This window comes from Pseudoduganella danionis (assembly GCF_009720775.1).
Lineage (GTDB): Bacteria > Pseudomonadota > Gammaproteobacteria > Burkholderiales > Burkholderiaceae_D > Rugamonas > Rugamonas danionis.
Genome location: NZ_WNKW01000004.1, coordinates 314,550 through 341,287, shown reverse-complemented (window position 1 = coordinate 341,287; position 26,738 = coordinate 314,550). Strand labels below are relative to the sequence as shown.

The following is a 26,738-nucleotide window of genomic DNA, read 5'->3' as shown; positions in this document are numbered from 1 at the left end:
GTTTTTTATTGATTGGAATACCTATGCAAGCGATCCCGCCGTCAGAGTCCCTCATCGAATATCCGAGCGACTTCCCGATCAAGGTGATGGGGCCGACTCATATCGATTTCGCCGCCACCATCGTGCAAGTGGTACAGAAGCACGATGCAGGCTTCCACGAAGGCAAGATGGAAGTTCGTCCATCGGCCAAAGGCAATTACACGGGGCTGACCGTGGTGGTGCGCGCCACCAGCCGCGAGCAGCTCGACGCGCTGTACACGGAGCTGTCCGGCCACCCTATGGTGAAAATCGTCATGTAATGCTGCGGCAGGCGCGGGCTAGTCACTGGCCCGCGCCGCCAACTGGCGCTGATACAGCGTCACTTCTTCCTGCAACCAGTCACGAAACGCCTGCACCTGCGGCCGCTGCTCGGCAACGGCTGGCAGCAACATCAGATATCCTTTGCTTCCATCGTGGTAGTGAGGACTTACTGCCTGATCTCCCACTTCGACCATCACCGGCGCGACTAGCCAGCCCGGATAGGCGCCGTCCGCGCGCCGTATCGCCACATCGACCCCATCGGCCAGCCATTGCTCGCCCGTCTGCAGCACCACATTAATGGCCGGATGGCGCTCGATGAAACCGCCCAGCCGCGGCGCCAGCCAGCGCGCCGCAAACGCGGGCACGGCGGCGATCGTCAGGCGCTGGTGCACGGCGTTGCGGCGTAGCGCCGCGCTGGCCGCCGCCATGTCGGCAAAGGCTTTGGCCAACTGGCGCGCGTACTGCGCCCCCGCCGCAGTGATCCGCACCTGCTTGCCATGGCGCTCAAACAGCGCCAGTCCCAGTTCCCGTTCCAGCGCCCGCACCTGATGGCTGATCGCACCATGGGTCAGATGCAATTCCTCCGCCGCACGCGAGAAATTCTCGTGCCGGGCCGCCGCCTCGAAGGCGCGCAGTGCGGAAAAATGTGGCAAGCGGGAGTCGCTCATCAGGCTGGCATGCTGTGGATAACTTTGTGAATAAAATTAGCAAAAGACGTCAAAATATACTTCTATACTTAGGTAAACAGCAAGTTAACGCTTGTGAATAATTTTCACTTTGCGAGCAAGTTGTAGCTTTTTTGTGCAACGGGCCGGCAGCGCCCGCAAAGCCAGACGGGCTGCGCCCTGCGGGGCGTTTTATGGCCCCGTGATTTATAATGGCGGGATGACGTCTCCAACCTCCACCGAGCCGGCACTGATACGCCACCTCGGCCTAGCCGATTACGACAGCACTTTTGCCGCCATGCGCAGCTTCACGGATGCCCGCACCCCGGACACCCGTGACGAACTGTGGATCGTCGAGCACCCGCCCGTGTTCACACTGGGGCTGGGCGCCGACCGTGGCCACCTGCTGGCCGGCGCCAGCGCGATTCCCGTGGTGCAGACCGACCGCGGCGGCGAAGTCACCTACCATGGCCCCGGTCAGGTGGTGATCTACATGCTGATGGACCTGCGCCGCAACAAACCGGGCGGCAAGCTATATGCGCGCCAGTTCGTCTACCGCATCGAGCAAGCCATCATCAATGTGCTGGCGGCGTATAATCTCAACGGTAAGCGCATCGAAGGCGCGCCCGGCATCTACATGGCCGACGGCGCGAAACAAGGCGCCAAAATTGCCGCACTGGGCCTGAAAGTGCGCGGCAACGGCTGTACCTACCATGGCCTGTCGCTGAATGTGGCGATGGACTTGGCACCGTTTTCCTGGATCAACCCCTGCGGCTATGCCGGACTGGAAACGGTCGATATGCGCAGCGTCGGCGTAACGGCGCAACTGGCCGATGTACAGCAGCAACTGGCCGAAGAATTAATCCGCGTTCTGGCCCAGCCAACGCAACCCGCAGCAACCGAATAACTTCACTTTGCCCGCGAGGGCACGCAGCTTATGACCTCTGAGACCGATACCAACGTTGCCCCCGCTTATAACCCGAGCGAAAAGCAAAAAGGCGCAAGCAAAACTTCGCGCATTCCCATCAAGATCGTGCCGGTCGAGCAGGTCGAGCGCCTGAAAAAGCCTGACTGGATCCGCGTCAAAGCGGCCTCCACCTCGACGCGCTTCTACGAAATCAAGGACGTGCTGCGCGAGAACAAACTGGTGACCGTATGCGAAGAAGCCAGCTGCCCGAACATCGGCGAATGCTTCGGCAAGGGCACGGCCACCTTCATGATCATGGGCGACAAGTGCACGCGCCGCTGCCCGTTCTGCGACGTCGGCCACGGCCGTCCTGATCCGCTGGACCAGAACGAGCCTATCAACCTGTCCAAGACGATTGCCGATCTGCGCCTGAACTACGTGGTGATCACCTCGGTCGACCGCGACGACCTGCGCGACGGCGGTGCCGGCCACTTCGTCTCCTGCATCAGCGAAACGCGCAAACTGTCGCCGAAAACCCAGATCGAAGTACTGGTACCGGACTTCCGTGGTCGTCTCGACAAGGCTCTGACCATCTTCGCCGACGGCCTGCCGGACGTGATGAACCACAATCTGGAAACCGTGCCGCGTCTGTACAAGGAAGCCCGTCCCGGTTCCGACTACATGCACTCGCTGCAGCTGCTGAAGGAATTCAAAGAGCGCTATCCGGACGTGAAAACCAAATCGGGCCTGATGGTCGGTCTGGGCGAAACGGACGAAGAGATCCTGCAGGTGATGCGCGACATGCGCGAGCACAACATCGACATGCTGACCATCGGCCAGTATCTGGCACCATCCAACAGCCACCTGCCGGTACGCCGCTACGTGCATCCGGACGTGTTCAAGATGTTCGAAGCAGAAGCCTACAAGATGGGCTTCAAGCACGCTGCCGTGGGCGCCATGGTGCGCAGCTCCTACCACGCCGACGTGCAGGCGCATGATGTGCTGGCAGTGACCGAGTAAGCAGTAAAAGTAGTTAAAACCGCTACGCAGTTGAACTGCTGGCGCAAAGGGCAGGTACAGAGCCGGAATTCCGGATCAGTACCTGCCTTTTATTATTTACTAACATGGAAATAATATTCGCGAATCACCAATACCTCGGTTACGAAGACATCAACCCCAAACAGGGTCGTCAGCATTAGTCTATTTTTTGCGCAATTTGAAAGGTCGCAACAGATTGGATTGGCTTTCCCTACTCAGTCTGAAATCCGGTCTAATTGAGCACTTTTTATTAAGCGTCCCTTAATGATTTATCCCAAAAAAAGAAGTTGCGATATTTTTTAATATTTATCTAATAACTTCTATTTTCTATTTTTTGAGTTTCTGCATAATCGTCTTCATTAGTAGCATTGGCGAATTCCCTCTGCATGTTTAATCCAAATCTATTTAGACCAAATGGGACGTTGATTTTCTGGAACATTTGATTGAACAAAGGAATCAATCATCAATAAAGTAGCTGTATCGTATATAGATTCGGTTCCCGAAAAATGCCTACCTCCACAGTCCATAGCTATCTGCTCACCTTGCATCCAATACCAATAGTTTCGTATGAATGGCTCACACGAAATATATCGAAGCTTTTCATCTCTATAAATTGCAAGTTGGGCGGAACCCGGTACAACATCACCCTCCGCAATCCACGAATTTTGCACGAGCCAAGCCGCTGTGCGCTTATTTGGCGCTAGCGTTGCTTCGGTAGCGCGGCCATTATTAGTTACTTTTCTATTCAATCCATCGGAAAATATTATGTGAACATTTTTTGATTTATCAATATATACTCTCCTAATGCTTCCATGGTCAGCAAAACAATCTAGTGAAAATATCAACAGCAAGGCAGATATAAGTTTTTTCATTTTTTTCACCTATATATTTTACTTGGCGCCTAGTGCCATTTACTCCACCGTGCATCCATGCTTTCACAACATCGTTTCCCGTCCCAAGAAAATTATCAATGTGATATGTACGAATTGCACTGCCGGTATCATCTGCGAAACGCATATCTTGCTTCTCCAATCTTTGCACGCCTCGATATTAAGAAGATAAGCCTTCGAATCACAGGTCCTAGGCAAATTATCTTTCCAGTGAGCGCATGTTGACGGCGGATCGCTCAAGCTATATTTCCTAAACTCGGAAGGTAAAGAGTCCAAAGCTTCCACATATAAATATGCAATAGAGAAATGAGCTCCTTCTGTTAATGACATGAATAGGCTCAAGACGACAGAACTTCTATGAATTCGGGGCAACTATCGCCATCTAGCTGCAGGCCTCCGCCAACACCCGAAAAACGCTCCGCCTTTTTCCCCCAAGCTGGCGCAACTGCACCAGCTTACGCTCGAAATACGGCAACAAATCCCTGATCGGTACGCCTATGCAGTCTTTGGAAAATGAGGCATTTAGCTAAGCATTATCAGTCCATCGCTCTCGCACCTTTTGATCATGCACAACGGCAAGAAGAGTCTGCGCGACTTAGCTCGCGAGCGGGTGACCTACTCAAAAAGATTGTGCTATCCCATGGGGCGTCGCATACTCATCAACTTGCCTCATTAGGAGTTGCACCTATGCCGATTGTGCGCCTCGTCATTCTGACCTTGCTTGCCCTGGCCGCCTTTGCCGGCAACTCCCTGCTATGCCGTGCCGCTCTGGCACACACGCAAATCGACGCCGCCAGCTTCACCACCCTGCGCATGCTGTCCGGCGCGCTGATGCTGTGGATGCTGGTGCGCCTGCGCGGCGGAACGCAGCAGGGGCAGGGCAACTGGCGCTCGGCGTTGGCCCTGTTTGCCTATGCCGTCGGCTTCTCCTTCTCGTATCGCCAACTGCCGGCGGCTGCCGGTGCGCTGATCCTGTTCGGCGCCGTGCAGACCAGCATGATCGGCTATGGCCTGTGGCGCGGCGAACGCCTGCGTCCTACCCAGCTAGCCGGCCTGCTGCTGGCAGCGGCGGGGCTACTGGGCTTGCTGCTGCCGGGGCTATCCGCGCCGCCCCTGCCGGAAGCACTGCTGATGCTGGGGGCCGGTATTGCATGGGGTGTATATTCGCTACGCGGCAAAGCGGGCGGTGATCCGCTCAAAGTCACGGCCGGCAATTTCCTGCGCACAGCGCCCATGGCTATCCTGCTCAGTCTAATCCTGCTGCAAGATGCCCGTTACGATGCCAGTGGCTATGTCTACGCCCTGCTATCGGGCGCGCTGGCGTCCGGTGTCGGCTACGCCATCTGGTACACAGCACTACCGTTTCTGAAAGCCACCACGGCCGCTACCGTACAACTGAGCGTGCCCGTGATCGCTGCCGGCGGCGCCATCCTGCTTCTGGGCGAGTCCATCACCGTCCGCCTGATCGCCGCTTCGCTGGCCATCCTCGGCGGCATCGCCCTGGTGCTGCTGACGGCGCGCCGCTAAGGCAGCATGCCAATTTATTGAGCAACCACAACTTAAGAAGAGGAAACAACGCGAATAATCTGTCTCTGGCTCGGTGCAACATCGTTTCAAGGAGAGTGGGCAGATGGCGAACACTGGTACTGCAGATCTGTGGGCCGTGCTGTATGGCGAAGCGCCAGCCGATCGCACATGGAACCGGCAACAACAGAAAAATTCCATCGCCCGCGCACTGGAAGATCTGCTGAATACGCGGCAAGCACTACCCGATGCGCTACTCAGCCGTCATCCCGCTCTCCAGACCTCCATCCTCAGCTACGGTCTACAAGACTTCTCCGCCCTGTGCATCGCCAGCGAACCGGACCGGCGCGCGATCTGCGCGGCCGTCCAGCAGACCATACAGCGCCACGAACCCCGTCTCACCAAACTACAGGTTCAGCTGCATTCCGAAACCAGTTCGATTAACCGGCTCGGCTTTATCCTGCAGGCGCAACTGAAAGACACGCCTGACACCACGCCGGTAAAGTTTGGTGGCGTGCTGGAGCCTGCCGCGCAGCACTACACCGTTCGCCTTGTTGGTGGCTGAGCGTATGACGTCGCCTTTCACCGATCTGCTGCATCGCTACGAACGCGAGCGTATCGATCAGCAAAGCATTGCCCGCGAATTTGCCCAGCGCTTCCCCGCCGAGGCCGCTACTCTCGGCTTGAGCAGTGGCAGCGCCGAGCATCCGCAAACCCGTGCTCTGCTCGATGCCATCAGCTTTACCAATGCGCGCACGCAGCAGTGTCTGGATAAAAGTCAGCAACAGTTACCCAGCGATCTACTTTCCGTCATCTATCCGCAAGCCATACGGCCACTACCACCGCTCACCATCGCGCACTTCGACTGCAGCCATTCCGTGACAGCAAGCAGCCTCATCCCGCGCGGCACCACGCTGCTATCCCCACGTCTAGGCCATACCCGCTGCCAATTTCGCACCGTCTACGAACTCGAACTAGGTTCGGCCCAGGTACAGCAGGCCAGCTTCCGGAATCAGATCAACCTACCTGCGGGCATCGTGGCACCGGGACCGCTAGGCGGCGAAATCACACTGACTATCGGCGTCGGTCCGGATCGCGCGCTGCCTTATCTGCGCCTGTTTATCGATGCCGATCCCGCATTTGCTGCCACTCTGCGCGACAGCCTGTTCCTGCGCTCTGCCGCCGTCTACCTGCAATCACCGGGCAGCCAGAACTGGCTGCAGTTCCAACATTCTCCACTGCAGCCGGTGGGCTTTGCCGAAGATCAGGCAGCAACACCAGATGAGCCAAGAGCCCATGCTACGGCTAGGCTACTACTGGAGTATTTTGCCTATCCAGAAAAGTACAACTTCTTCGATATAGCGCTAGACGAGATCCGGTCGTTACTAGGGCCGAACTGTCATACATTCACGCTACGCTTTCTGCTGGCGCAAGATGGGCAAAGCAGCGCAACTAGCCGCACCCTGATGCCTCTCGCAGCACATCACTTGCTCACAGGCTGTACGCCGGTGGTGAATCTGTTCTCCATCAGTGCCTGCCCCATTTATCAGGATTACAGCAAATCCGAATACGTTCTGCTAGCACATGCCCAGCATCCGGCCGATTACGAAATCTACAGCGTGGATCGGGTCACTGCGGTAAAGAAATCACGCAGTGGCATCCGCATGGATGAATATCATCCCTACTATTCCCTCAAACATGGCGAAACCAGCGACCAGACGGGGCGCCACTGGTTCGCGCGGCGCGACGAACATCTGGCGGAAATCAGCCCCGGCTACGAAACCCGCATTGCCTTTGTGGACCATGCGCTCGATCCCCTCGATACGGACATCAGCACCGTCTCCGTTGACCTGAGCTGCACCAACCGGAGTCTATGCTCACGCCTGCCGCTAGGTCACGTCGATGGCGATTTCCAGCTCACCAGAGGGCAGGGGGCCTATCCCATCCGCATGCTGCGTCAGCCGACCCCGCCACGCCGTCTTGCAGCCACCGACTACTGGCGTCTGATTTCCCACCTCGCCTGCAGCCAGCAATCGTTGCTGCACGCTGATCTCGCACCTTTGAAGGAAATGCTGGTACTGCATGACCCCGTACAGAATCCCGCCAGCCGCAGCCAGATCCATGGCCTGATGGCCCTAAATACCAGAGCTGACTTTCTGCCCTACCGCGGCGCCGGAGCCCGTGGTTATCTGTTCGGCGTGCGCATAGCCATCACCATCAATGAAGACGCCTATCACACCAGCGGCCTATATCTGTTCGGCCAATTACTCGATCACCTGTTCGGCCTGAGTACCCAGCTCAACACCTTTGTGCGTCTTAGCTTGCGATCAGCGCAAACCGGCAAGGAACTGATGCTATGTCCTGCACGCAGCGGCTACCAGAACATACTGTGATGGCGCGGCTCGTCAATGCCCCCTATCGCTTCGAATTCGTACAGGCGGTGAGGCTGCTCGACGGCTGGCTAGGGCGCAGCGATACGGACCAACTGAGTTCCTGCATCCGCTTTCAAAGCCGTATCCGGCTTGGTTTTGCGCCGAGCCAGATTGATGCGATCGCGCTCGACTACGCCGCAGCTACCGAGACAGATACAGGGCGGCTACCCAGAATCACCCTCACCCCAACCCTACCCAGCCTATTCGGCTCGACCGGCGAATTACCCTATGCCGCCAGTTATCGCCTGATGGAAACGCACAGCCAGGGACGCATGGAAAGCACACAGGCGTTCTACGACATGCTGTTTCACCGGTCTATCGAGTTGCACTATATCGCCAGCAACCGTAGCCGCATCTTCCGCACGAACACAGCGGAAGGCAAGCCGGCATTGTTGCCGTTGCTGGTGGCGCTTACCGGAGTGCATGCCGGATCAGGAAAGCGAGGCGGCATACCCGATGCAGCAATCGCCAGCTACGCTGCGATACTGCAGCGCCCCACCACATCGGCCGCCAGACTCGCGCCAGCGCTTGCCCACTACTTCGGCTTGCCTGTCGAAGTCATTCAGTTTCTGCCTGACCAATACCAACTAGATAGAGAAGAAAGAGCTCAACTGGGTAAGCGCAGTCATAGTCTCGGCAGGACGCTCACGCTTGGCTGCCGGATTCCCAATTTCCAGCGCCGTATCCGCCTGTGTATCGGCCCACTGAAGCGTCAGCAATACGACCAGCTGCTGCCAGAGCGGGAGAAATGGCGGGCTTTGAGGAACTTTGTTTGCCTATTCAAATTGAGCAGTCTTCAGTGCGAGGTTCTGCTTTTTCTAGAACAGAGAGAGGCCCGTCAATGCCGTCTCGGCAAGACCGCTCTGGGCCATGGCTACCACCTCGGACTGACCGCACGTGGCCCCCACTACGGAGCCATACGCTATGCGCTCGCCACCATCGGAACAGGGGAAACCCCATGAATCTGGACAGTGCAGTTGCCAGTCTTTATGACACATTCACGCGCCTTACTTCGGCACAGCGCCCCTTGCGTCTACGTCTGGCCATGGCCGATGGCGTGCACGATGATCTGCTATTGCCACAGCGGCTAGTTGGCCACGAGGCCATCTTTAACGGCCACACCTATCACCTGCTGTGCATCGCCGACTCGGCCATGCTGGCGCTCAAGGACTTCATCGGCGTACCAGCAGAAATCCAGATCGTCACGGCAACGGGTGACCTGCGCAGCATCTGCGGCATAGTCGCCAGCGCCGCCAGCGGCGAAAGCGACGGCGCACTGGCAAGCTATGAGCTAACCATCACCGATGCGCTGCAGATCATGGAGCAACGCCTGAACACACGGGTGTTCCGCAACATGAACGAACTCGACATCATCACCACGCTGGTGAACGAATGGCAGCAGAAGATCAGCGTCATGCGTGGCAGTTTCGCGCTGCAGATCGATAGCGTACTGGCCAGCCGCGATCATCCGGCACGCGAATTCACCTTCCAGCACAACGAATCGGATGCCAACTTCATACGCCGACTCATGAAGCGACGCGGTATCGCGTGGTATTTCCAGTCCGGCCTTGGCGACGCTGATCTCCCCGCACACCTGCATGGTTCCGGCACACCTGTGCACACGCTGGCACTGTTCGATGACAGCATGCGCCTACCGCGCAATGTGGCTAGCACCGTAGCATTCCAGCGCGACCTCGCCACCATGGAGAGCGATGCAATTACCGGATGGAGCGCAGTAAGAACACTGCAAAGCGCACAGGTACACAACTTCAGCTGGGACTATCTACAACCATCCGCGCGCGACGACATGCGCAGTTCTGCCGCCAGCGCCAGTGATCAGGGTGAGTTAGGCAGCCGACTGGCGGATGAACTGCAAAGCCATCTGGTACAAGCGCCGCATTGCAGTGACGACAAGGCAGATTTCGATAGTCAGACAGCGCTACGACTGGATAGCCATGATTACGCAGCCAAGCACTTTCGCGGCGAGGGTACCGTACGCGATCTGGCAGTGGGCACATGGGTAGAACTATGCGGTCATGCGGAACTGGACAGTCATGCCGTAGAACAGCGCGAATTCGTCATTACCGCACAAGAGATTGCGGCCGACAATAATCTGCCCAAAGAAATGAATGAACGTATCGCCCGCCTGTTCGCGGACAGCGGCTGGAGCACTGGCCGCTATCGTGTGTTTCAGCAGCACGGCCAGCCCCTGCGCTTCCTGACGCGCTTTCGCTGCGTGCGCCGGGGAACACCGATCGTCGCAGCTTACGACGTGCGCGCCGATATGCCCCAGCCACGCCTGCAGAGTGCCATGGTGGTCGGGCCGGAACCACACAAGGTCTGGTGCGACGAGTACGGCCGCGTGAAGATCCGCTTTCCAGCCACGCGCGCTGATGATCATCAACATGCTGGCGGGATAGGCGCTAGTGACGGCGAGTCGGATTCGGCTTGGGTGCGCGTAGTCTCCAACTGGGCCGGCGATGGTGCGGGCAATCTCGCACAATGCGGCGCACTGCATTTGCCTCGCGTCGGCAGTGAAGTGCTGGTGGACTTTCTCGGCGGCGATCCGGACAAGCCCGTCATCATCGGCCAGCTTTTCAACGGCGCGGCGCCACCGCCGGCCTTCAGCCGCACCGGTGCACTACCGGGCAATGCTGCGTTATCCGGCCTACGCAGTCGCGAGCTAGGTGGAACGCGCGGCAATCAGCTAAGGCTGGACGACACGGAGGGGCAAATCAGCGCACAGCTAGCCAGTGATCATGGCGCGAGCGAACTCAATCTCGGCTTTCTCACCACTCCCCGTTTGCATGGCAGCGCAGAACCTCGGGGCGAAGGTGCGGAACTACGTTCGGATCAGGCCGTGGCCTTACGTGGCGTGCAGGGCGTTTATCTGGTCGCGGGTAGCAGGGCAAGTCGACAGCTTGAACGACAGGCGCTAGCTGCTGTCACGGGCGATGCCGAGAGCGTGCGCAAAGAGCTGGACCGCCTGGCTACGGCGCACGAAATCGCCCACGCGCAAGGAGCAAGCGTTGCGGATCTGGTCAGAAAAATTGAGCACTGGGACAGCGTATCCAACATCGCGCAGAGCAGCGCTGGAGCGACTGACACCGGCACCATGGGTGGTGCGCCGCTCATTGCAGCGCATGGCGATGCGGGCGTTTTGATCAGTAGCGCAGACACGGTGCTGGTCGGCACACAGAAAAATTTCGAGACTAGCAGCATAGGCGACCATCAGGCTTCAGCGGGGCGCAGCCTGTTTCTGCGCGCGACTCAGGCAGTGCAATTATTCGCCGCTAGGCTAGGTATGCGCCTGATTGCTGGAGCCGGCAATATCCAGATCGAAGCGCACGAGGGCGAAATCATCATCAAATCCCTCAAACGCATCCACCTGATATCCAATGAATGCGTACGCTTAGAAGCGCCCACACTGCAACTGATTTCGCAGGGCGCCAAGACCAGCTATGTCGATGGCCAGATCGTCGATGAATGCAAAGCCAATTACACCGTCAAATGCGCAGAGTATGTCCAGCTAGGAGCGGGCGACTCCACCAGCGAAACACTCGAGCTGCCGCACAGCGACATCGAACATAATCAGCAGGTTCAGTTACGTGATCTGCAAACCAAAGCCCCTTTACCGAACCAGCGCTACCGCATAACTGTAGAAGACGGAACTATCTATGAAGGCCTATCTGGTAGCGATGGGCTGACTGAGCGCTTCACTACCAAGGAAGCCTTCGCTCATTACGACATCGAATTACTAGATTAATAGTGAGGAAACCATGGCAGACGGCCAGCATTTACCAATAGACCCATTTAACGCACGAAAATGTGCAAGTGGCTTTTGTACACCGCTAGCTGATCAGAGAACCCAGGTCGTGCACATACCACCTACGGAGGTGATACCGATCATATTTATCCCTGGCATCATGGGATCGAACCTGCGCATGTCAGCCAAACGACAGGCGCTGTTGAATAAGAACAATAACATCGCATGGCGCGTTGACTCAACGTATGAAACAGCTCGCTTCATTAAATTAACTGCGGGTGAAAGACAAAAGCAGCTCGATCCCAGCGAGACATGTGTTGATACCTATGATGAAGGCCATAGTGAAACTGGCAATCCTAGTGAGACGCCATTAAAACGAAATAGCGGTGTCACGCTCAAAAACGTATTCCAGCAACACATCCCTAATAATTTCGGCGTTCTGCTTGCCCCTGATCCTTCAGGATCAAAAAGAAGAAAAACCCACTTGGAAAAAGCATTAGAGCGTGGTTGGGGTGAAATTCTTTTTGACAGCTATGGCGAGCTATTGCAGCTCCTAGAAAGACATCTGAACGAACCTATGTGTTCGGAATCTGAATTATCAGAGTGGTGGAAAAACACTCTAGTCCAGATTAGTCCAACAAGCTGGGGAAACGTATTACCCCCAGATCTCTCACAATTAAAAGACACAGATATCATTGCTGCTCTATCCAAGAGATGGTTCCCGACACATGCGATGGGTTATAACTGGCTAGAATCAAATTCAATTTCAGGCATCAAACTATCTGAAAGAATCAGTGCACTTATCTCAAAATATAACAACACAGTCTATAAGTGTGAAAAAGTAATTCTAATCACGCATTCAATGGGCGGCTTGGCTGCTCGCGCTGCCATGCATCCGGCAATCGGAAAAATCGAAAAAAGTGTGCATGGTGTAATTCATGGAGCCATGCCAGCCTTGGGTGCGGGTACAGCATACAAGCGCATGCGCTGCGGCTTTGAAGGCTATTCCCTCAGTATTGTTCGAAATGTTTTGGGCGCGACAGGAGCGGAAGTAACTTCTGTGCTTGCAAATGCACCTGGCGGGCTAGAACTGCTCCCCAGTAAAGCATACGGAAATGGCTGGCTACAAGTAATACATGAAAATCAGTTAATTCTCAATCTTCCACAAAATGGGGATCCGTATAGCGAAATATATAAATTGAAGGACAAATGGTTCCGGTTATTAAAAGAAGAATGGATAAATCCGGCCCGTCTAAATAAAAGAAATATCGATCGAAGCTTCGCTCTGTTAGATGAAGCAAAGACCTTTCATGAAAAATTAAATGAATACTTCCACCCCAATAGTTATGCAATATATGGGGCTGACAGAAAAAAAACCGCTTGGGGCAAGGTGACGTGGCAACTCGATTTTGAAGTTACGCCAAAAGAGAATCTGGACCTCTGCGTGTCTATCGACAATGGCATAGGTGAAATCTATTTCACTCACGAGCTTGCACTAAAAAAATTAAGCACCGACCTCGGGCCATTCAAAGCCAACCTTGCCACAGCTCAAGATCCAGGTGATGAGACTGTTGCAATATGCTCCTCAGATAGCCAAATGAAATTCTGCAAAGCAGTCTTTCGCCAAACGGGTTACGAACACCAAGAGAGTTTCAAAGACGAAAAATCTATTGCAGCCACCTTCTATTCGTTAATTAAAATTATTCAAAGTATAAAACGCTGAAGAATGAAAAAAATTTTTATTAAAAAATTTTTGAAGGTATTTTTGATCATGTTCTTTATAGAACATGATTTTGCGCTTTCATCAGAATATAGAAAGACAGAAATCGTGAAGAGTCAAATGAAAGATAGATTCACAAATAAATTAAAAGTTCATGATATCTGTTTTACGAGATTTTTGATGTCTGTGCCATTAAATACTACTATCGTTTATGGCCGGCTTACTGCCGGTGGAGAATTAAGTAGGCTTAAAAATCAAGCTAAAAATGTAGGAAATATAATTCAAGAAATGATCAAAGAAAATGAAAGAAACCTTTTTTTATTTCCAAAAGATGAAGATGTCGATTTTGCGGTAGATGTACCTATCCTGATAAATGGAGAGAATATCACTCACTTAGTTAACATTGTCGGGTTTTCCTACTACGACATATACACCTTTATAAAAATCGGAAGCGATGCTTATGTTATTGAAGCGAAGGGCATGCCCAAGAGTCTGGTCAGGGAATATTTGGAAGAAAATCTCTCCACCGCAAAGCATTTAATATCTATGGAAGAAAAGACAATTCCAGATGATCCAGGAATATGTCTTGACGGAGTAATTTCCACCATAGATTCGCCTTACGAGGGCATCGAAATGGGGATCAGACTACATGATCATCCTGATGTTCATTTCTCGATAACCACGATGAAAAATAGCAACTCTTTACAAAAATTTGATCTAGCAAAAGATATAACTGATGGACAAAAAGAAGCTGCGGAAAAAGGACTTGGTGAATGGGCAACTCATCTCAAAGTTCTTAGACTGAGAAAACGAGGAGTGAATAATTGGGACGGAGAAGAGGCTCTACTTCGAATTCCCAGCGGTTATGGAAAACCCTCCGTGCATAAATTCACATTCAGGGCCAGCGGAAAAACTAACGCTGCACTTTATCCCTTTGTTGAAATGACTCTGGATACTGGAGTCAAAGGCAACATGTCCACAGCACAAAAGCCTAGCCTTTCGGACGAAGATGCAATCGCTCTTTGGGATAGCCTGCTCGACTCTATACGTGTCCGTCCGAATGCTGTGGCGCCTAGTGCAGCAACGACCAGCAATTTGGATGAATCACTGTTTAAGTCATTCCCAACCGAGAAATAGACCATGACGGCAACGCTAAAAGTCCTGTGGACCAAAGGACTAACGCTTGACGCTCAACAACTGCAATAGCAGTAATGCTATTGCTTCCAACAAAAAAATACGGGAACTCATGGCTGAAAATCGTTTTCGAAGATAAGGTCCTCTTTACTCTCCCAAAAACAAATGATCCTGCAAAAGAAATATACAAGATCACAAACAAATGGTATCGACTATTTAATCCACAATGGATTAACCCAGCAAATCTTCCTTTTTCATGCATAACTCGGACATTCAAGTATATCGACCGAGCTGAAGAATTTCACCATACCATTGATGGTTACTACCACAAAAATAGTTATGCCATTTATGGATCAGACCCAAGACCACCGACTTGCGGTGATGTAGTCTGGCAATTCGATTCTGATATAACCTCTTTTGATTTCAAAGAATTTAGTATTTCTGTAGATAATGCAGATGGAACGATACAGTTCAGATCTATTGACGCGCAGAAAATACAGAAATTTGGTTCTCTAATTAAAAATACTATAAATCCTAAAGTAACTTTAGCTCCACCAAGTGAGCCAGGCGACAAAACCATACCTATAAGATCTTCAAGCAGTCAAGATAATTCATGCAAAGCCATTTTTCAACAGATCTGCTACGAGCATCAGTCCGGATTAAAGTATAGAGCGCCTATTTTGGCGACTCTTTAATCGATAATCAGAATTATTCAAGAAATGAAATGGAGTACGACATGAAAATTACTCACGATATAATATCGATACTTCTTATGATTTCAACATTATTTTCTGTCCCGTCAATTGCAGACTCGAAAAATATGAATGGGCATAGTGTTATGAATAAGTCGGATAAATATTTTACAAAATCAAAAGCTCTTTGCTTCACCAGATTTACAATAGATATCCCTAAAAATTCACAAACTGTGTACGGTAGGCTATCTGCTGGTGCCGAGTTGACTAGAATTGAAGGTGGCGCCAATAAAATAGATGAAATAATTAAATTTGACATAAAAAATAGTCAAAAAGATGCTGAATTATTTAAAAAATATAATAAAATAACAGAAATAACTGAGAAAATTATTTCAACAGATAATCCGGACATAAAACAATTAATAACATTAAATGGAATTGACACATATATTTTGCGAAGCTATTTAAAGTTAGCACAGGACGTCTACATCAGCACTGGCTCCAGCATAATAGGTCACGATGTTCGTGAATATTTTCTTAGCGATATCGAAGTGTTTAAACACTTGCGCGCACGCAAAGATGATGAGATACCTACTGAGCCGGGGATCTGCATCGATGGCGCCTTTTCGACCCTCGAGACGCCATACGAATCTATAGAATTCGGCGTTCGACTCACCGATTTTCCAGACGTACACTTCTCCTTCCAGTCCATAAAAAGTGGCAACCTGGGCATGGAGTTAGAGCTCAAGAAAGACTTAGAGGAAGGGAAGCAGAACGCACGAGCTACAGGCCTTGGTGCCTGGGTGAAAAAGCTCAAAGTCCTCCGACTCGGCAAACGCACCGTCAATGATTGGCACGGCGAAGAAATGCTCTTGCACGTCCCTAGTGGGAACGGAAAGCCTTCGTATCATAAGTTTGTATTCCGTGCACTATGCATTGAAGATGACCCTCTTCATCCTTATGTGGAGATGACTCTGGACACCGGCGTCGTCGAAAATCAATCCGCCTCCAAAGAACCCAGCCTTTCCGATGAAGAAGCACTAGCGCTATGGGATAAGCTGCTAAATTCCATCCGCGTACGTCCGAATGCCGTCGCAACGGGATCACTCAAGTCTGTACAAACGGAAGACGAACGACGCACCCACTGATGGAGTAGACCATGACCGCAACACTCAAAGTCTTGTGGACCGAAGGGCTCACTCTCGACGCCCAGCACCTGCAGCAACAGGACCGCTATCACGAATCACGCTTGCAGCACATCGCTGCCACCATCGAGCCAAACCACTGGGGCGTACAAAGCGCACGCTGGGCGCTACCTGACATCACCAGCAACACACTCTACGCGCAGGCACTTAGCCTCATCTTCAAAGACGGCGAAATCTATCAGGCCCCACTGGCTGATGCACTGCCTCTAGCCATCGATCTGAGCAAACTCCCCGCCGACGCACACAGCGTGACCTTCTACGCTGCACTCCCCGTCACACGCGCACACGGCGGCAATCTCGCACCCGATGACAACCCGCGCAGCGAGGCGCGCTACACGCTCGTCAATCACGAAACACCGGATCTGTTTTCGGAAAGCCTGCCAGCCCATATCGGCTATCTGCGCAAGGCCATACGCCTGCTGTCCGATTTCGATGTGCGCGAAGGCTACGACTGCCTGCCCGTGATCCGTCTGCAACGCCGTGCCGATGGCAGCTTCGATCTCGACCCACACTTCATGCCGCCATGCGTCACCATCGCCGCCGACGCCGCCATGCAGGATCTGCTGCGCAGCGTGCTGGCCAGACTCGGCGCCAAGTGCGAATCGCTGCAACGCCTGCAGCGCCAACCTCGTGGTAACGTGGTCGAACTGCACTCGAGTGACGTGGCAACATTCTGGATGCTGCAAACCATCATGTCTGCCAGCGCCACGCTGATGCATCTGTCACGCAGCGGCCACTGCCACCCCGAGCGCCTTTTCGAACGTCTGATGGCCTTGGCGGGCGGCCTGATGGCGTTCTCACGCAAATACACCATCACCGATCTGCCCAGCTACCACCACGAAGAACCCGCCAGCGGCTTCCACACGCTCAACGACATCATTCGCGATCTGCTCGACACTGTGGTGTCGTCGAAGTACATCAGCATTCCGCTGTCCATCAGCGATCAGGGCATGCGCTACCACCACGCCACGCTGGATCCCACGCTGATCGAGCGCAAGGCCGCGCTCTACATTGCCGTCAACGCCAGCATGCCCGCCTTGAATCTGGTGGCCGAAGTACCGCGCCAGCTCAAGATCGCTTCGCCGCACGATATTGACGCGCTGGTACGCAGCGCCTTGCCCGGCGTGCCGCTCTCGCACATGCCGCAGGTGCCGATGGAAGTGCCGGTACGCCCCGAGACGTATTACTTCTCGCTCGAGCATAGAGGTGATCTATACGACGCCATACTCAAGGCACAGGCCATCGCCATCTATGCGCCAGCCACGCTTACCGATCTACGTCTGGAATTATTCGCCATCTCGCCCTGACGGCTATGCAATAGAACTAGCGCAGTGCGCGGCGCATATCGCCGCCGGCCTGTTCGAGCAGGCTTTGCGCCTGCTCCACATCGACGCCCTTACGCAGCGCCACGATGGCTAGCTTTACCTGATAGTGGCTGCGCTCCAGCATAGCCCGCGCACTAGGCTCGTCGGCGCCCGCCACGCGCATGGTCAGGCGCAGCGCCCGCTCGAGCAGTTTGGCATTGGTGGCATGCAGGTCCACCATCAGATTGCCGTACACCTTATGCAGGCGCACCATCAATGCACTCGACAGCGTATTCAGTACGATCTTCTGCGCCGTACCCGCTTTCAGCCGCGTGCTTCCGGCAATCACCTCCGGCCCCGTATCGAGACAGATGCCGACATCGGCATCGCGCAGCAGCGGTGTATCGGGGTTATTCGCGATACCGATGGTCAGCGCGCCTACCGTACGCGCGGCTCTGAGCGCGCCCAGCACATAAGGCGTGGTGCCGGATGCCGCAATCAGCAGCACCACATCGTTATACACGGGATAAATCAGGCGCAGGTCGGAAGCGCCTTTGCTGTCATTGTCTTCCGCCCCTTCGACCGCATCGAACATGGCACCCAGCCCACCGGCCAGCAGGGGCACAGCCCTTTCATGGGGCCACGAGAAAGTAGGGAACAGTTCTACGCTATCGAGTATGCCGAGCCGGCCGGAAGTGCCTGCGCCCACATAGATCAGGCGTCCGCCAGCGGCGATGCGCGGTGCCATGGCATTCACGGCTGCACTGATAGCCGGTGCCGCTGCCTGCACGGCCCGCACGGCCAGCGCATGATCGTCCACCAAAGCCGCCACCAGCTGATCCACGCCGTACAGATCGAGTTCGGCGTGTTCGGCGCTGTTGGTTTCGGTCTTGAGCATGGTGGCGTTCTGCCGGGCCTCAGGTGGCGCGGCGCATCTCCGCAACGAAGTCATAGTGGTCACTATGACAGTAGGAATGGGTCAGCTCCATCGCCTCGCCCGATTCCAGATAGGCGATACGGGTAATGTAGAGCACCGCCTGGCCTTCCGGCACGCCGAGCTGGCGCGCCAGATCGGCCGAAGCATTCATGGCACGGATGTGTTGTAAAGCGCGCACGGGCGCCTGGCCTATGCTCTCCAGATACTGGTAGAGCGAAGCGCCGACGGCGTTCGGATCATTGAGCACCGTCTGTGGCAGCACCGACACTTCGTAAGCCATCACCACATCATCGGCCAGACGCAGACGCTCGAGCCGCGCCACCTTGGAATATGGCGACAGGCCTAGACTAAGCTGCTCTTCCGGCGTCGGCGTGACCACGGCACGCTTGAGCCAGCGCGAGCCCGGCACGTGGCCGCGCTGCTGCAACTGCTCGGAAAAACTGGTCAGATTGGACAGCGGCTGCTCGATGCGCGGGGCAATATAGTTGCCCGAACCGCGACGGCGCACCACCAGCCCCTGATCAACCAGCTGGTCGATGGCCTTGCGTGCCGTCACGCGCGATACGTTCAGCAACTCCGACAGGGTGCGCTCGGACGGCAGCGCCTGATCCACCTGGTAGCGGCCATTGTGCACATCTTCGCTCAACTTGCGCGCAATCTGCATATACAGGGGCGAGCTATCGTTGGCGTCGGCTTTGAATTCGAAACTGGTCTGGCTCATGCAAAAATTCTCCTCACTCCTCTAGTGTAATAGCGTTACAGAAAAGGTGTGACCCTGTCTCCATGAATTTAGCAATATTTATTCAACTACCAGTCGGGGCAAGGCGGCGCGGGGCCGCCATTTGACGGATAATGCTGGCTTGTTACACCAGCCCGACCTTGCTGCCATGTCCAAAAAGACCTCCGCCGCCTCTGCCTGCCCCTGTGGCGGCTCTACGCTGGCCACCTGCTGCGGCCCGTATCTGAGCGGCGCCGCCATCCCGCCCACGGCCGAAACCCTGATGCGCTCGCGCTATACGGCTTATGTGCAAGGCAATGAAGCCTATCTGTTGTCAACTTGGCATGCTAGCACGCGACCAACCGAGCCCATCATCAATAGCGAAGAAAAATTGCAGTGGCTGGGACTTGAGGTAAAATCTGCTTTACGTTTACGTCAACGTAAAGCAGAAGACGATGAAAACCGCGATACGGTCGAATTTGTGGCCCGCTTGCGGGTGAATGGGCGCGGCCAGCGGCTGCACGAAATCAGCAACTTCGTGCGCGAGCCGGCTGAAGGCGGACTGCGCTGGTTTTACGTTGACGGTAGTTTTCCAGAATAAATCAGACGACGCGTCGGAGACCACGCGCATAAAGGAAAAGCAATGCCGCAGATCGAAAGCAAACTCAATCCCCGCAGTGAGGACTTCAAGGCCAACGCCGCCGCCATGCAGGCCGTGGTGGACGATTTGCGCGCCAAAGTGGCGCGCATCGCCGAAGGCGGTGGTGCCGCAGCCTGTGCCAAGCACGTGGCACGCGGCAAACTGCTGCCGCGCGACCGCGTGCAGATGCTGCTCGATCCCGGCACGCCCTTCCTCGAACTGTCGCAGATGGCCGCCTACGGCATGTATGACGATGCCGCACCGGCAGCGGGCATCATCACCGGCATAGGCCGCGTAGCGGGGCAGGAGTGCGTGATCGTCTGTAACGACGCCACCGTCAAAGGCGGCACCTACTACCCGATGACGGTGAAAAAGCACCTGCGCGCGCAGGAAATCGCCGATCAGAACAACCTGCCATGCATCTATCTGGTCGATTCGGGCGGCGCCAATCTGCCCAATCAGGATGACGTGTTCCCCGACCGCGATCACTTCGGCCGCATTTTCTACAATCAGGCCAATCTGTCGGCCAAAGGCATCCCTCAGATCGCCGTGGTGATGGGTTCCTGCACGGCCGGTGGCGCTTACGTGCCGGCCATGAGCGACGAGTCCATCATCGTCAAGGAACAGGGCACGATTTTCCTCGGCGGCCCGCCGCTGGTGAAAGCCGCTACCGGCGAAGTGGTGACGGCAGAAGATCTGGGCGGCGGCGATGTGCACACCCGTCTGTCCGGCGTGGCCGACCATCTGGCGCAAAATGATCTGCATGCGCTGTCGCTGGCGCGCACGATCGTGTCGAATCTGAACCGCAGCAAACCCCAGCAGGGCGCTTTGCGTCCAGCCGAAGAACCGAAATACCCGACCGAAGAACTATATGGCGTGATTCCTGTCGATACGCGCAAGCCCTTCGATGTGCGCGAAGTGATCGCCCGCATCGTCGATGGCAGCGAATTCGATGAATTCAAGGCACGCTACGGCACCACACTGATCTGCGGCTTTGCCCACATCTTCGGCATGAAGGTCGGCATCATCGCCAACAACGGCATTCTGTTCTCTGAATCGGCGCTGAAAGGCACCCACTTCATCGAGCTATGCGCCCAGCGCAAAATCCCGCTGGTGTTCCTGCAGAATATCACCGGCTTCATGGTGGGCCGCAAGTACGAAAACGAAGGTATCGCCCGCAATGGCGCCAAGATGGTGACGGCCGTGGCCACTGCCGCTGTGCCGAAATTCACCGTGATTATCGGCGGTAGCTTCGGCGCCGGTAACTACGGCATGTGCGGCCGCGCCTTCTCGCCACGCTTCATGTGGATGTGGCCGAATGCGCGCATCTCCGTCATGGGTGGCGATCAGGCCGCGTCCGTGCTGGCCACCGTCAAACGCGACGGCATAGAGAGCAAAGGCGGTAGCTGGAGCGCGGAAGAAGAAGCCGCCTTCAAGCAGCCTATCAAGGAACAGTACGAACATCAGGGTCACCCTTACTACGCCACGGCGCGCCTGTGGGATGACGGCGTGATCGATCCGGCCGACACCCGCATGGTGCTGGGTCTGGGCCTGTCCGCAGCGCTGAATGCGGAAATCCCCGATACCAAATTCGGCGTATTCCGGATGTAATAGGGGGCTGACCATGACTTACACCACCCTCAACATCAGCCGCGCAGGCCACGTTGCCACCGTTACGCTGGATCGTCCCGACGTGCGCAACGCGTTCAACGAACTTACCATCGCGGAGATTACCCGCGCATTCCGCGAACTGGGCGAGCAGCGCGATCTGCGCGCCATCGTGCTGGCGGCCAATGGCCCCGCCTTCTGCGCCGGTGCAGACCTGAACTGGATGAAGAAAATGGCGGGCTATACGCACGCCGAAAATCAGGCCGATGCACTGCAACTGGCTGAAATGCTGCGCACCATCTACCTGTGCCCGCACCCGGTAGTGGCGCGTGTGCAGGGCGATTGCTATGCCGGCGGCATGGGGCTGGTAGCGGCTTGCGATATCGTCATCGCCGCCGAGCCGGTACAGTTCTGCCTGAGCGAAGTGCGTCTGGGTCTGATCCCTGCCACCATCGCGCCGTATGTGATCAAAGCCATGGGCGAGCAGGCGGCACGCCGCTACTTCCTCACGGCGGAACGTTTCGATGCAGCGCAAGCGCTGCGCCTCGGCTTCGCCCACGAAGTGGTAGCCGTGGAAGCACTGGACGAAAAAGTAGCCGAGATCGTCAAAGCGCTAGTGAATAACAGCCCGCACGCCGTGCAGCAAGCCAAAGTGCTGGTGCGCGAAGTGAGCGGGCAAACCGTCAACGATGCGCTGCTGGCCGATACGGCCCAGCGCATTGCCCATATCCGCGCTTCGGAACAGGGCCGCGAAGGCGTGGCCTCCTTCCTCGAGAAGCGCAAACCCGCGTGGCTGCTGTAACGCGGTAGAACAGAGTCTGGAGTCGTTTTGGAATTGAATCAACAGAGTGACTGGGTAGCCCGCAGCCTGCGCAGCGTATGGCACCCTTGCACGCAAATGCAGCACCACGAAACCGTCCCCCTGATCCCCGTTAGCCGGGGGCAGGGCGTCTGGCTGTATGACCATCAGGGTAAGCGCTACCTTGATGCCATTAGCTCGTGGTGGGTCAATCTGTTTGGTCATGCCAACCCGCGCATCAACGCGGCGCTCAAACAGCAGCTCGATACGCTGGAACACGCCATGCTGGCCGGCTTTACCCACGAGCCGGTGATCGAGCTGTCGGAAAAACTGTCGGCGCTGACCGGCCATGTGCTCGGCCACAGCTTCTACGCCAGCGATGGTGCATCGGCCGTGGAAATCGCCCTGAAAATGAGTTTCCATTCGTGGCGCAATCGCGGCCATAGCGCCAAGCAGGAATTCGTCTGCCTCAAAGGCAGCTACCACGGCGAGACCATCGGTGCGCTGGCCGTCACCGATGTGGCACTGTTCAAGGATGCCTACGGCCCGTTGCTGCGCGCCTCGCAAACGGTGATGTCGCCTGACGCACGTCAGGCCACCGAAGGCGAAACGGCGGCCGATGTCGCGCGCCGCGCGGCGGCCGACGTGGAGCGCCTGTTCATAGAGAAGAGCGATCGCATCGCCGCCATCATCATCGAGCCGCTGGTGCAGTGCGCGACCGGCATGGCCATGCACGATCCGCTGTATCTGCAACTGGTGCGCGAGCTGTGCAACCGCTATTCCGTGCACCTGATCCTCGACGAAATCGCCGTTGGCTGTGGCCGCACGGGCACTTTCTTCGCCTGCGAGCAGGCCGACATCTGGCCCGACTTCCTGTGCCTGTCGAAAGGCATCAGCGGCGGCTATCTGCCGCTCTCGCTGGTGCTCACGCGCGACGAAATCTATCAGGCTTTCTACAGCAGCGATGTCACGCGCGGCTTCCTGCATTCGCACTCGTACACGGGCAATCCGCTGGCCTGCCGCGCGGCGCTGGCCACGCTGCAGATTTTCGAAGAAGACGATGTGCTGCGCACCAACCGCATTAAGGCGGATCGCCTGACCGCGGCCTTGCAGCCACTGGCGCAACATGACAAAGTGCGCAACTTCCGCCAGCGCGGCATGATCTGGGCGTTCGATGCCATCGACGCGACGCCGGACTTCTCGCGCCGCTTCTTTGCCACCGCTGTCGAGCATGAACTGCTGATGCGCCCGATCGGCGCCAGCGTCTACATGATGCCGCCATATGTGCTGAGCGACGAAGAAATCGACACGCTCGCCAACAACACGCTGGCCGTGTTCAATCAGGTCATGGCGGGGTAACGATGGAACTACTCCGACAATTAAACCAGCAACTGCAGACGCTGGATCAGCATAATCTAATCCGCCAGCGCCGCACGGTGGACTCGCCGTGTGGCCCGCGCGTGCAGGTGGACGGCCGCGAACTGCTGGCCTTCTGCAGCAATGACTATCTGAGTCTGGCCAACCATCCGGCCATCAAACAGGCCTTGCAGGAGGGCGTGGAACTGTATGGCGCCGGCAGCGGCGCTTCGCACCTGATCAGCGGCCATGGCCGCGCCCACGTGCAGCTGGAAGAACGGCTAGCCGCCTTCATCGGTGATCATCTGGAAGCGCCGCGCGCGCTGACTTTCTGCACCGGCTATATGGCTAATCTGGCCATCATCACGGGGCTGACGGTCGCCGATCCCGACACCGCCATCTTCTCCGAATCGCTCAACCACGCTTCGCTGATCGACGGTGCACGGCTGTCGCGCAAGCGCGTGCAAGTCTATCCCCACGCCGATCTGGCCACGCTCAAGCAGCTGCTGGCCGATTCCAACGCTGCCACCAAACTGGTGGTGACGGACAGCGTGTTCAGCATGGATGGCGATCTGGCACCGCTGCCGCAATTGCTGGCACTGTGCGAGCAGTACGGCGCATGGCTGGTGGTGGATGACGCGCACGGCTTCGGCACGCTCGGTGCGCGCGGCCATGGTGCGCTCGAACACTTTGATCTGCGCTCGCCGTATCTGGTCTACATGGGTACACTGGGCAAGGCCGCCGGCGTCTCAGGTGCTTTTGTCGCCGCCCACGAAACCGTGATCGAAACGCTGATCCAGAAAGCCCGCCCCTACATATTCACCACAGCCACGCCGCCTGCACTGGCGCACGCGCTACTCACCAGCCTCGATCTAATCGAAGGCGATGAAGGCGTGGCGCGCCGCGCCCACCTGCAAAGCCTGATCGCGCAACTGGATAGCGGCCTGCAACTGCAGCGCTGGCAGCGTATGCCATCCAGCACCGCCATCCAGCCCATCGTGATCGGCGATAATGCTGAAACCATGCGGGCTGGCGCCGCCCTGTACCAGCAAGGACTGTGGCTGGGCACGATACGCCCGCCCACCGTGCCAGCCGGTACGGCGCGGCTGCGCGCGACGCTGTGCGCCGGCCACACCAGCGCCGATGTAGAACAACTGATAGTCGCGCTCAACGCGCTCGAAAGGACTTGAGATGAGTCTCGATGATCCGCTAATCGCCCAACCACAAACCCAGACCCAGCCCGCTGCTGCTGGTCTGCCACCCCGTTTCAGCTGCTTCGTGACGGGCACCGATACGGAAATCGGCAAGACCCTGATTTCCTCGGCCATGCTGCATGCGCTGGTGGCTCGCGGCGTGCGCGCCTGCGGCATGAAGCCGATTGCCGCTGGTGCGGAACTGCGCGACGGCGTATGGCATAACGACGATTGCGACCAGCTGGCCGCTGCCGGCAATGTGCACCTGCCGCAGTCCATCACCACGCCTTTCCTGCTGGAGGAACCGGCTGCGCCGCATATCGCCGCTGCGCTGGAAGGCAAGACCATCACCGCTGTGCCTATCCTGGCCGCATTCGTGGAAATCAATGCCGCCGCTGACGCAACGGTCGTCGAAGGCGTGGGCGGCTTCCGCGTACCGCTGAATGACGATTTCGATACAGCCGATCTGGCGGCGCAACTGGAACTGCCAGTCGTGCTGGTGGTCGGTCTGCGCCTCGGCTGCATCAGCCACGCGCTGCTGACGGTGGAAGCCATCGCCGCGCGCGGGCTCAAGCTGGTTGGCTGGGTCGCCAATGAAACCGTGGCCGATATGGCTTTTGCCGATGAAAACGTAACAGCCCTGCAGCAGCGTATCGCCGCGCCGCTGCTGGGCCGCGTGCCCCGTCTGGCCGAGCCGACTGCGCAGGCAGCAGCGGCCCATCTCGATTTTACGCAGCTGCCCAACTGGCCAGCTCACACCAAACTCTGAAACTAGAAGGAAACACGATGTCCCAGAACACCCTGCAAGAACTTAAGACCGTCGAGCTGCACCGTCCTGCCGCCGCCATCAAGCTGCCGGAAGCAGCTACCTGGCCACTGGACGAAGTGATGGCCCTGTTCGATCTGCCGTTCACCGAGCTGATGGCGCGCGCTCAGGATACCCATCGTGCCAACTTCCCCGATGGCGATGTGGAACTGGCCACCCTGCTGTCGATCAAGACGGGCGGCTGCGAAGAAGATTGCGGCTACTGCCCGCAGGCGGCACGCTATGACACGGGCGTGGAAGCGAAAAAAATCCTCGACATCGACACCGTGCTGGAAGCAGCCCGTCAGGCCAAGGACAACGGCGCTACCCGTTTCTGCATGGGCGCTGCATGGCGTAGCCCGAAAGACCGCGACATGGACAAGGTCGAAGAAATGGTGCGCGAAGTGAAAGCACTGGGCATGGAAACCTGCGCCACGCTGGGCATGCTGGAAGAACAGCAGGCCCAGCGCCTGAAAGACGCCGGCCTCGATTACTACAACCACAATCTGGACACGGCGCCGGAGTTCTACGACAACGTCATCTCCACCCGCGAATATAAGGACCGTCTGGACACGCTGGGCCGCATCCGCGAAGTCGGTCTGAAAGTCTGCTGTGGTGGCATCGTCGGCATGGGTGAAACCCGTTTGCAGCGCGCCGGCCTGATCGCCCAGCTGGCCAACCTGAATCCGTATCCGGAATCGGTGCCCGTCAACCATCTGGTGCAAGTCGAAGGCACGCCGCTGCACGGTCTCGATCCGCTCGATCCCTTCGAATTCGTGCGTACCATCGCCGTGGCCCGTATCACCATGCCGAAAGCGCGCGTGCGTCTGTCCGCAGGCCGCCGCCAGATGGGCGAAGCGGTGCAGGCCATGTGCTTCCTGGCTGGCGCCAACTCGATCTTCTACGGCGACAAGCTGCTGACCACCGACAATCCGGAAGCCGACGACGACCGCAAGCTGCTGGCCAAACTGGGCCTGAAAACCCGCGGTACGGTGCTGGAATCGGCACCGAAGGAAAAGTGCGGCTGCTAAGTAGCCCAAGCCGCTATCCGCGCCGACCTCTATCGCACCACAATAAAAAAACTTCCAGCCATAAGCTGCAAAGA

Annotated in this window: 25 protein-coding genes; 20 read left to right on the top strand and 5 right to left on the bottom strand. The window is 56.3% G+C overall.

The features are described from left to right. Window positions 1–23 precede the first annotated feature (23 nt). Window positions 24–299, top strand: a complete 276-nt coding sequence (locus GM655_RS16035; RefSeq protein WP_155435681.1) for a DUF493 family protein — start codon at window positions 24–26, stop codon at window positions 297–299. Window positions 300–317: 18 nt separating this feature from the next. Here GM655_RS16035 and GM655_RS16030 read toward each other — a convergent pair whose 3' ends face one another. Continuing rightward, complete coding sequence (locus tag GM655_RS16030; RefSeq protein WP_229632597.1) at window positions 318–968, bottom strand: LysR family transcriptional regulator; 651 nt, start codon at window positions 966–968, stop codon at window positions 318–320. 217 nt (window positions 969–1,185) lie between these two features. Here GM655_RS16030 and lipB point away from each other — a divergent pair, with 217 nt between their 5' ends. Both lipB and lipA read left to right on the top strand, forming a co-directional pair. After that, on the top strand, window positions 1,186–1,872 hold the full coding sequence (gene lipB / locus GM655_RS16025; RefSeq protein ID WP_155435679.1) for a lipoyl(octanoyl) transferase LipB: 687 nt from the start codon (window positions 1,186–1,188) through the stop codon (window positions 1,870–1,872). 30 nt (window positions 1,873–1,902) lie between these two features. After that, the gene (gene lipA, locus GM655_RS16020) at window positions 1,903–2,892 is read left to right on the top strand and encodes a lipoyl synthase (protein ID WP_155435678.1); all 990 of its coding nucleotides are present in this window, start codon (window positions 1,903–1,905) and stop codon (window positions 2,890–2,892) included. Between the two features lie 419 nt (window positions 2,893–3,311). Here the strand turns inward: lipA and GM655_RS16015 are convergent, their stop codons facing one another. Together GM655_RS16015 and GM655_RS23325 are read right to left on the bottom strand one after the other, a co-directional pair. Beyond that, entirely contained in the window at window positions 3,312–3,782 is a 471-nt protein-coding gene (locus GM655_RS16015; protein ID WP_155435677.1) for a hypothetical protein, read from the bottom strand. Then, window positions 3,727–3,927, bottom strand: coding sequence for a 3D domain-containing protein (locus GM655_RS23325; RefSeq protein WP_155435676.1), 201 nt, complete (start codon window positions 3,925–3,927; stop codon window positions 3,727–3,729). The genes GM655_RS16015 and GM655_RS23325 overlap by 56 nt, the downstream gene beginning before the upstream one ends. A gap of 560 nt (window positions 3,928–4,487) precedes the next feature. On the opposite strand from GM655_RS23325, the gene GM655_RS16005 reads away from it, so the two are divergent. The 10 genes from GM655_RS16005 to tssK all read left to right on the top strand — a co-directional run bounded on the left by GM655_RS16005 (window position 4,488) and on the right by tssK (window position 17,580). Then, window positions 4,488–5,327, top strand: a complete 840-nt coding sequence (locus GM655_RS16005) for a DMT family transporter (protein WP_155435675.1) — start codon at window positions 4,488–4,490, stop codon at window positions 5,325–5,327. Window positions 5,328–5,430: 103 nt separating this feature from the next. Further along, window positions 5,431–5,889: a type VI secretion system baseplate subunit TssE gene (tssE, locus tag GM655_RS16000; RefSeq protein ID WP_155435674.1), complete on the top strand. Its 459-nt coding sequence runs from the start codon at window positions 5,431–5,433 to the stop codon at window positions 5,887–5,889. 4 nt (window positions 5,890–5,893) lie between these two features. Then, window positions 5,894–7,717: a type VI secretion system baseplate subunit TssF gene (gene tssF / locus GM655_RS15995; protein WP_155435673.1), complete on the top strand. Its 1,824-nt coding sequence runs from the start codon at window positions 5,894–5,896 to the stop codon at window positions 7,715–7,717. Then, window positions 7,681–8,718 carry a type VI secretion system baseplate subunit TssG gene (gene tssG / locus GM655_RS15990; RefSeq protein WP_155435672.1) on the top strand — a complete coding sequence of 346 codons (1,038 nt, stop codon included), beginning with the start codon at window positions 7,681–7,683 and terminating at the stop codon, window positions 8,716–8,718. Before tssF ends, tssG begins: the two co-directional genes overlap by 37 nt. After that, the gene (locus GM655_RS15985) at window positions 8,715–11,522 is read left to right on the top strand and encodes a type VI secretion system Vgr family protein (protein WP_196308785.1); all 2,808 of its coding nucleotides are present in this window, start codon (window positions 8,715–8,717) and stop codon (window positions 11,520–11,522) included. Before tssG ends, GM655_RS15985 begins: the two co-directional genes overlap by 4 nt. Window positions 11,523–11,535: 13 nt before the next feature. Then, window positions 11,536–13,245 carry an esterase/lipase family protein gene (locus GM655_RS15980; protein ID WP_155435670.1) on the top strand — a complete coding sequence of 570 codons (1,710 nt, stop codon included), beginning with the start codon at window positions 11,536–11,538 and terminating at the stop codon, window positions 13,243–13,245. Between the two features lie 3 nt (window positions 13,246–13,248). After that, on the top strand, window positions 13,249–14,379 hold the full coding sequence (locus GM655_RS15975) for a T6SS immunity protein Tli4 family protein (protein ID WP_155435669.1): 1,131 nt from the start codon (window positions 13,249–13,251) through the stop codon (window positions 14,377–14,379). A 74-nt stretch (window positions 14,380–14,453) separates the two neighbouring features. Then, the gene (locus GM655_RS15970) at window positions 14,454–15,071 is read left to right on the top strand and encodes a hypothetical protein (protein WP_155435668.1); all 618 of its coding nucleotides are present in this window, start codon (window positions 14,454–14,456) and stop codon (window positions 15,069–15,071) included. Window positions 15,072–15,112: 41 nt separating this feature from the next. Continuing rightward, window positions 15,113–16,216 (top strand): T6SS immunity protein Tli4 family protein, encoded by a 1,104-nt coding sequence (locus GM655_RS15965; RefSeq protein WP_155435667.1) that lies wholly within the window; start codon window positions 15,113–15,115, stop codon window positions 16,214–16,216. Window positions 16,217–16,227: 11 nt separating this feature from the next. Next, the gene (gene tssK, locus GM655_RS15960; protein WP_155435666.1) at window positions 16,228–17,580 is read left to right on the top strand and encodes a type VI secretion system baseplate subunit TssK; all 1,353 of its coding nucleotides are present in this window, start codon (window positions 16,228–16,230) and stop codon (window positions 17,578–17,580) included. Between the two features lie 16 nt (window positions 17,581–17,596). Here the strand turns inward: tssK and murQ are convergent, their stop codons facing one another. Both murQ and GM655_RS15950 read right to left on the bottom strand, forming a co-directional pair. Further along, window positions 17,597–18,475 carry an N-acetylmuramic acid 6-phosphate etherase gene (gene murQ / locus GM655_RS15955; RefSeq protein ID WP_155435665.1) on the bottom strand — a complete coding sequence of 293 codons (879 nt, stop codon included), beginning with the start codon at window positions 18,473–18,475 and terminating at the stop codon, window positions 17,597–17,599. A gap of 19 nt (window positions 18,476–18,494) precedes the next feature. Beyond that, window positions 18,495–19,235 carry a GntR family transcriptional regulator gene (locus GM655_RS15950; protein ID WP_155435664.1) on the bottom strand — a complete coding sequence of 247 codons (741 nt, stop codon included), beginning with the start codon at window positions 19,233–19,235 and terminating at the stop codon, window positions 18,495–18,497. A 166-nt stretch (window positions 19,236–19,401) separates the two neighbouring features. Between GM655_RS15950 and GM655_RS15945 the strand changes: the two genes are divergently transcribed. Genes GM655_RS15945 through bioB form a run of 7 tightly spaced genes read left to right on the top strand, consistent with a single transcriptional unit; the run spans window position 19,402 to window position 26,664 of the window. Next, window positions 19,402–19,833, top strand: a complete 432-nt coding sequence (locus GM655_RS15945; RefSeq protein WP_155435663.1) for a YchJ family protein — start codon at window positions 19,402–19,404, stop codon at window positions 19,831–19,833. A 42-nt stretch (window positions 19,834–19,875) separates the two neighbouring features. Then, window positions 19,876–21,483: a carboxyl transferase domain-containing protein gene (locus tag GM655_RS15940; RefSeq protein ID WP_155435662.1), complete on the top strand. Its 1,608-nt coding sequence runs from the start codon at window positions 19,876–19,878 to the stop codon at window positions 21,481–21,483. Between the two features lie 13 nt (window positions 21,484–21,496). Next, complete coding sequence (locus GM655_RS15935) at window positions 21,497–22,282, top strand: enoyl-CoA hydratase/isomerase family protein (protein ID WP_155435661.1); 786 nt, start codon at window positions 21,497–21,499, stop codon at window positions 22,280–22,282. 27 nt (window positions 22,283–22,309) lie between these two features. Then, window positions 22,310–23,638 carry an adenosylmethionine--8-amino-7-oxononanoate transaminase gene (gene bioA, locus GM655_RS15930; RefSeq protein WP_155435660.1) on the top strand — a complete coding sequence of 443 codons (1,329 nt, stop codon included), beginning with the start codon at window positions 22,310–22,312 and terminating at the stop codon, window positions 23,636–23,638. Window positions 23,639–23,640: 2 nt separating this feature from the next. Beyond that, on the top strand, window positions 23,641–24,825 hold the full coding sequence (bioF, locus tag GM655_RS15925) for an 8-amino-7-oxononanoate synthase (protein WP_155435659.1): 1,185 nt from the start codon (window positions 23,641–23,643) through the stop codon (window positions 24,823–24,825). 1 nt (window position 24,826) lies between these two features. Then, complete coding sequence (gene bioD / locus GM655_RS15920) at window positions 24,827–25,597, top strand: dethiobiotin synthase (RefSeq protein ID WP_155435658.1); 771 nt, start codon at window positions 24,827–24,829, stop codon at window positions 25,595–25,597. A 17-nt stretch (window positions 25,598–25,614) separates the two neighbouring features. Further along, window positions 25,615–26,664 (top strand): biotin synthase BioB, encoded by a 1,050-nt coding sequence (gene bioB, locus GM655_RS15915; RefSeq protein ID WP_155435657.1) that lies wholly within the window; start codon window positions 25,615–25,617, stop codon window positions 26,662–26,664. Window positions 26,665–26,738: the final 74 nt, after the last annotated feature.

What these genes read in the sequence shown, in the direction of transcription:
- GM655_RS16035 (WP_155435681.1), top strand. Translation starts at nt 24, where the DNA reads ATGCAAGCGATCCCGCCGTCAGAGTCCCTCATCGAATATCCGAGCGAC.
- GM655_RS16030 (WP_229632597.1), bottom strand. Translation starts at nt 968, where the DNA reads ATGAGCGACTCCCGCTTGCCACATTTTTCCGCACTGCGCGCCTTCGAG.
- lipB (WP_155435679.1), top strand. Translation starts at nt 1,186, where the DNA reads ATGACGTCTCCAACCTCCACCGAGCCGGCACTGATACGCCACCTCGGC.
- lipA (WP_155435678.1), top strand. Translation starts at nt 1,903, where the DNA reads ATGACCTCTGAGACCGATACCAACGTTGCCCCCGCTTATAACCCGAGC.
- GM655_RS16015 (WP_155435677.1), bottom strand. Translation starts at nt 3,782, where the DNA reads ATGAAAAAACTTATATCTGCCTTGCTGTTGATATTTTCACTAGATTGT.
- GM655_RS23325 (WP_155435676.1), bottom strand. Translation starts at nt 3,927, where the DNA reads ATGCGTTTCGCAGATGATACCGGCAGTGCAATTCGTACATATCACATT.
- GM655_RS16005 (WP_155435675.1), top strand. Translation starts at nt 4,488, where the DNA reads ATGCCGATTGTGCGCCTCGTCATTCTGACCTTGCTTGCCCTGGCCGCC.
- tssE (WP_155435674.1), top strand. Translation starts at nt 5,431, where the DNA reads ATGGCGAACACTGGTACTGCAGATCTGTGGGCCGTGCTGTATGGCGAA.
- tssF (WP_155435673.1), top strand. Translation starts at nt 5,894, where the DNA reads ATGACGTCGCCTTTCACCGATCTGCTGCATCGCTACGAACGCGAGCGT.
- tssG (WP_155435672.1), top strand. Translation starts at nt 7,681, where the DNA reads ATGTCCTGCACGCAGCGGCTACCAGAACATACTGTGATGGCGCGGCTC.
- GM655_RS15985 (WP_196308785.1), top strand. Translation starts at nt 8,715, where the DNA reads ATGAATCTGGACAGTGCAGTTGCCAGTCTTTATGACACATTCACGCGC.
- GM655_RS15980 (WP_155435670.1), top strand. Translation starts at nt 11,536, where the DNA reads ATGGCAGACGGCCAGCATTTACCAATAGACCCATTTAACGCACGAAAA.
- GM655_RS15975 (WP_155435669.1), top strand. Translation starts at nt 13,249, where the DNA reads ATGAAAAAAATTTTTATTAAAAAATTTTTGAAGGTATTTTTGATCATG.
- GM655_RS15970 (WP_155435668.1), top strand. Translation starts at nt 14,454, where the DNA reads ATGCTATTGCTTCCAACAAAAAAATACGGGAACTCATGGCTGAAAATC.
- GM655_RS15965 (WP_155435667.1), top strand. Translation starts at nt 15,113, where the DNA reads ATGAAAATTACTCACGATATAATATCGATACTTCTTATGATTTCAACA.
- tssK (WP_155435666.1), top strand. Translation starts at nt 16,228, where the DNA reads ATGACCGCAACACTCAAAGTCTTGTGGACCGAAGGGCTCACTCTCGAC.
- murQ (WP_155435665.1), bottom strand. Translation starts at nt 18,475, where the DNA reads ATGCTCAAGACCGAAACCAACAGCGCCGAACACGCCGAACTCGATCTG.
- GM655_RS15950 (WP_155435664.1), bottom strand. Translation starts at nt 19,235, where the DNA reads ATGAGCCAGACCAGTTTCGAATTCAAAGCCGACGCCAACGATAGCTCG.
- GM655_RS15945 (WP_155435663.1), top strand. Translation starts at nt 19,402, where the DNA reads ATGTCCAAAAAGACCTCCGCCGCCTCTGCCTGCCCCTGTGGCGGCTCT.
- GM655_RS15940 (WP_155435662.1), top strand. Translation starts at nt 19,876, where the DNA reads ATGCCGCAGATCGAAAGCAAACTCAATCCCCGCAGTGAGGACTTCAAG.
- GM655_RS15935 (WP_155435661.1), top strand. Translation starts at nt 21,497, where the DNA reads ATGACTTACACCACCCTCAACATCAGCCGCGCAGGCCACGTTGCCACC.
- bioF (WP_155435659.1), top strand. Translation starts at nt 23,641, where the DNA reads ATGGAACTACTCCGACAATTAAACCAGCAACTGCAGACGCTGGATCAG.
- bioD (WP_155435658.1), top strand. Translation starts at nt 24,827, where the DNA reads ATGAGTCTCGATGATCCGCTAATCGCCCAACCACAAACCCAGACCCAG.
- bioB (WP_155435657.1), top strand. Translation starts at nt 25,615, where the DNA reads ATGTCCCAGAACACCCTGCAAGAACTTAAGACCGTCGAGCTGCACCGT.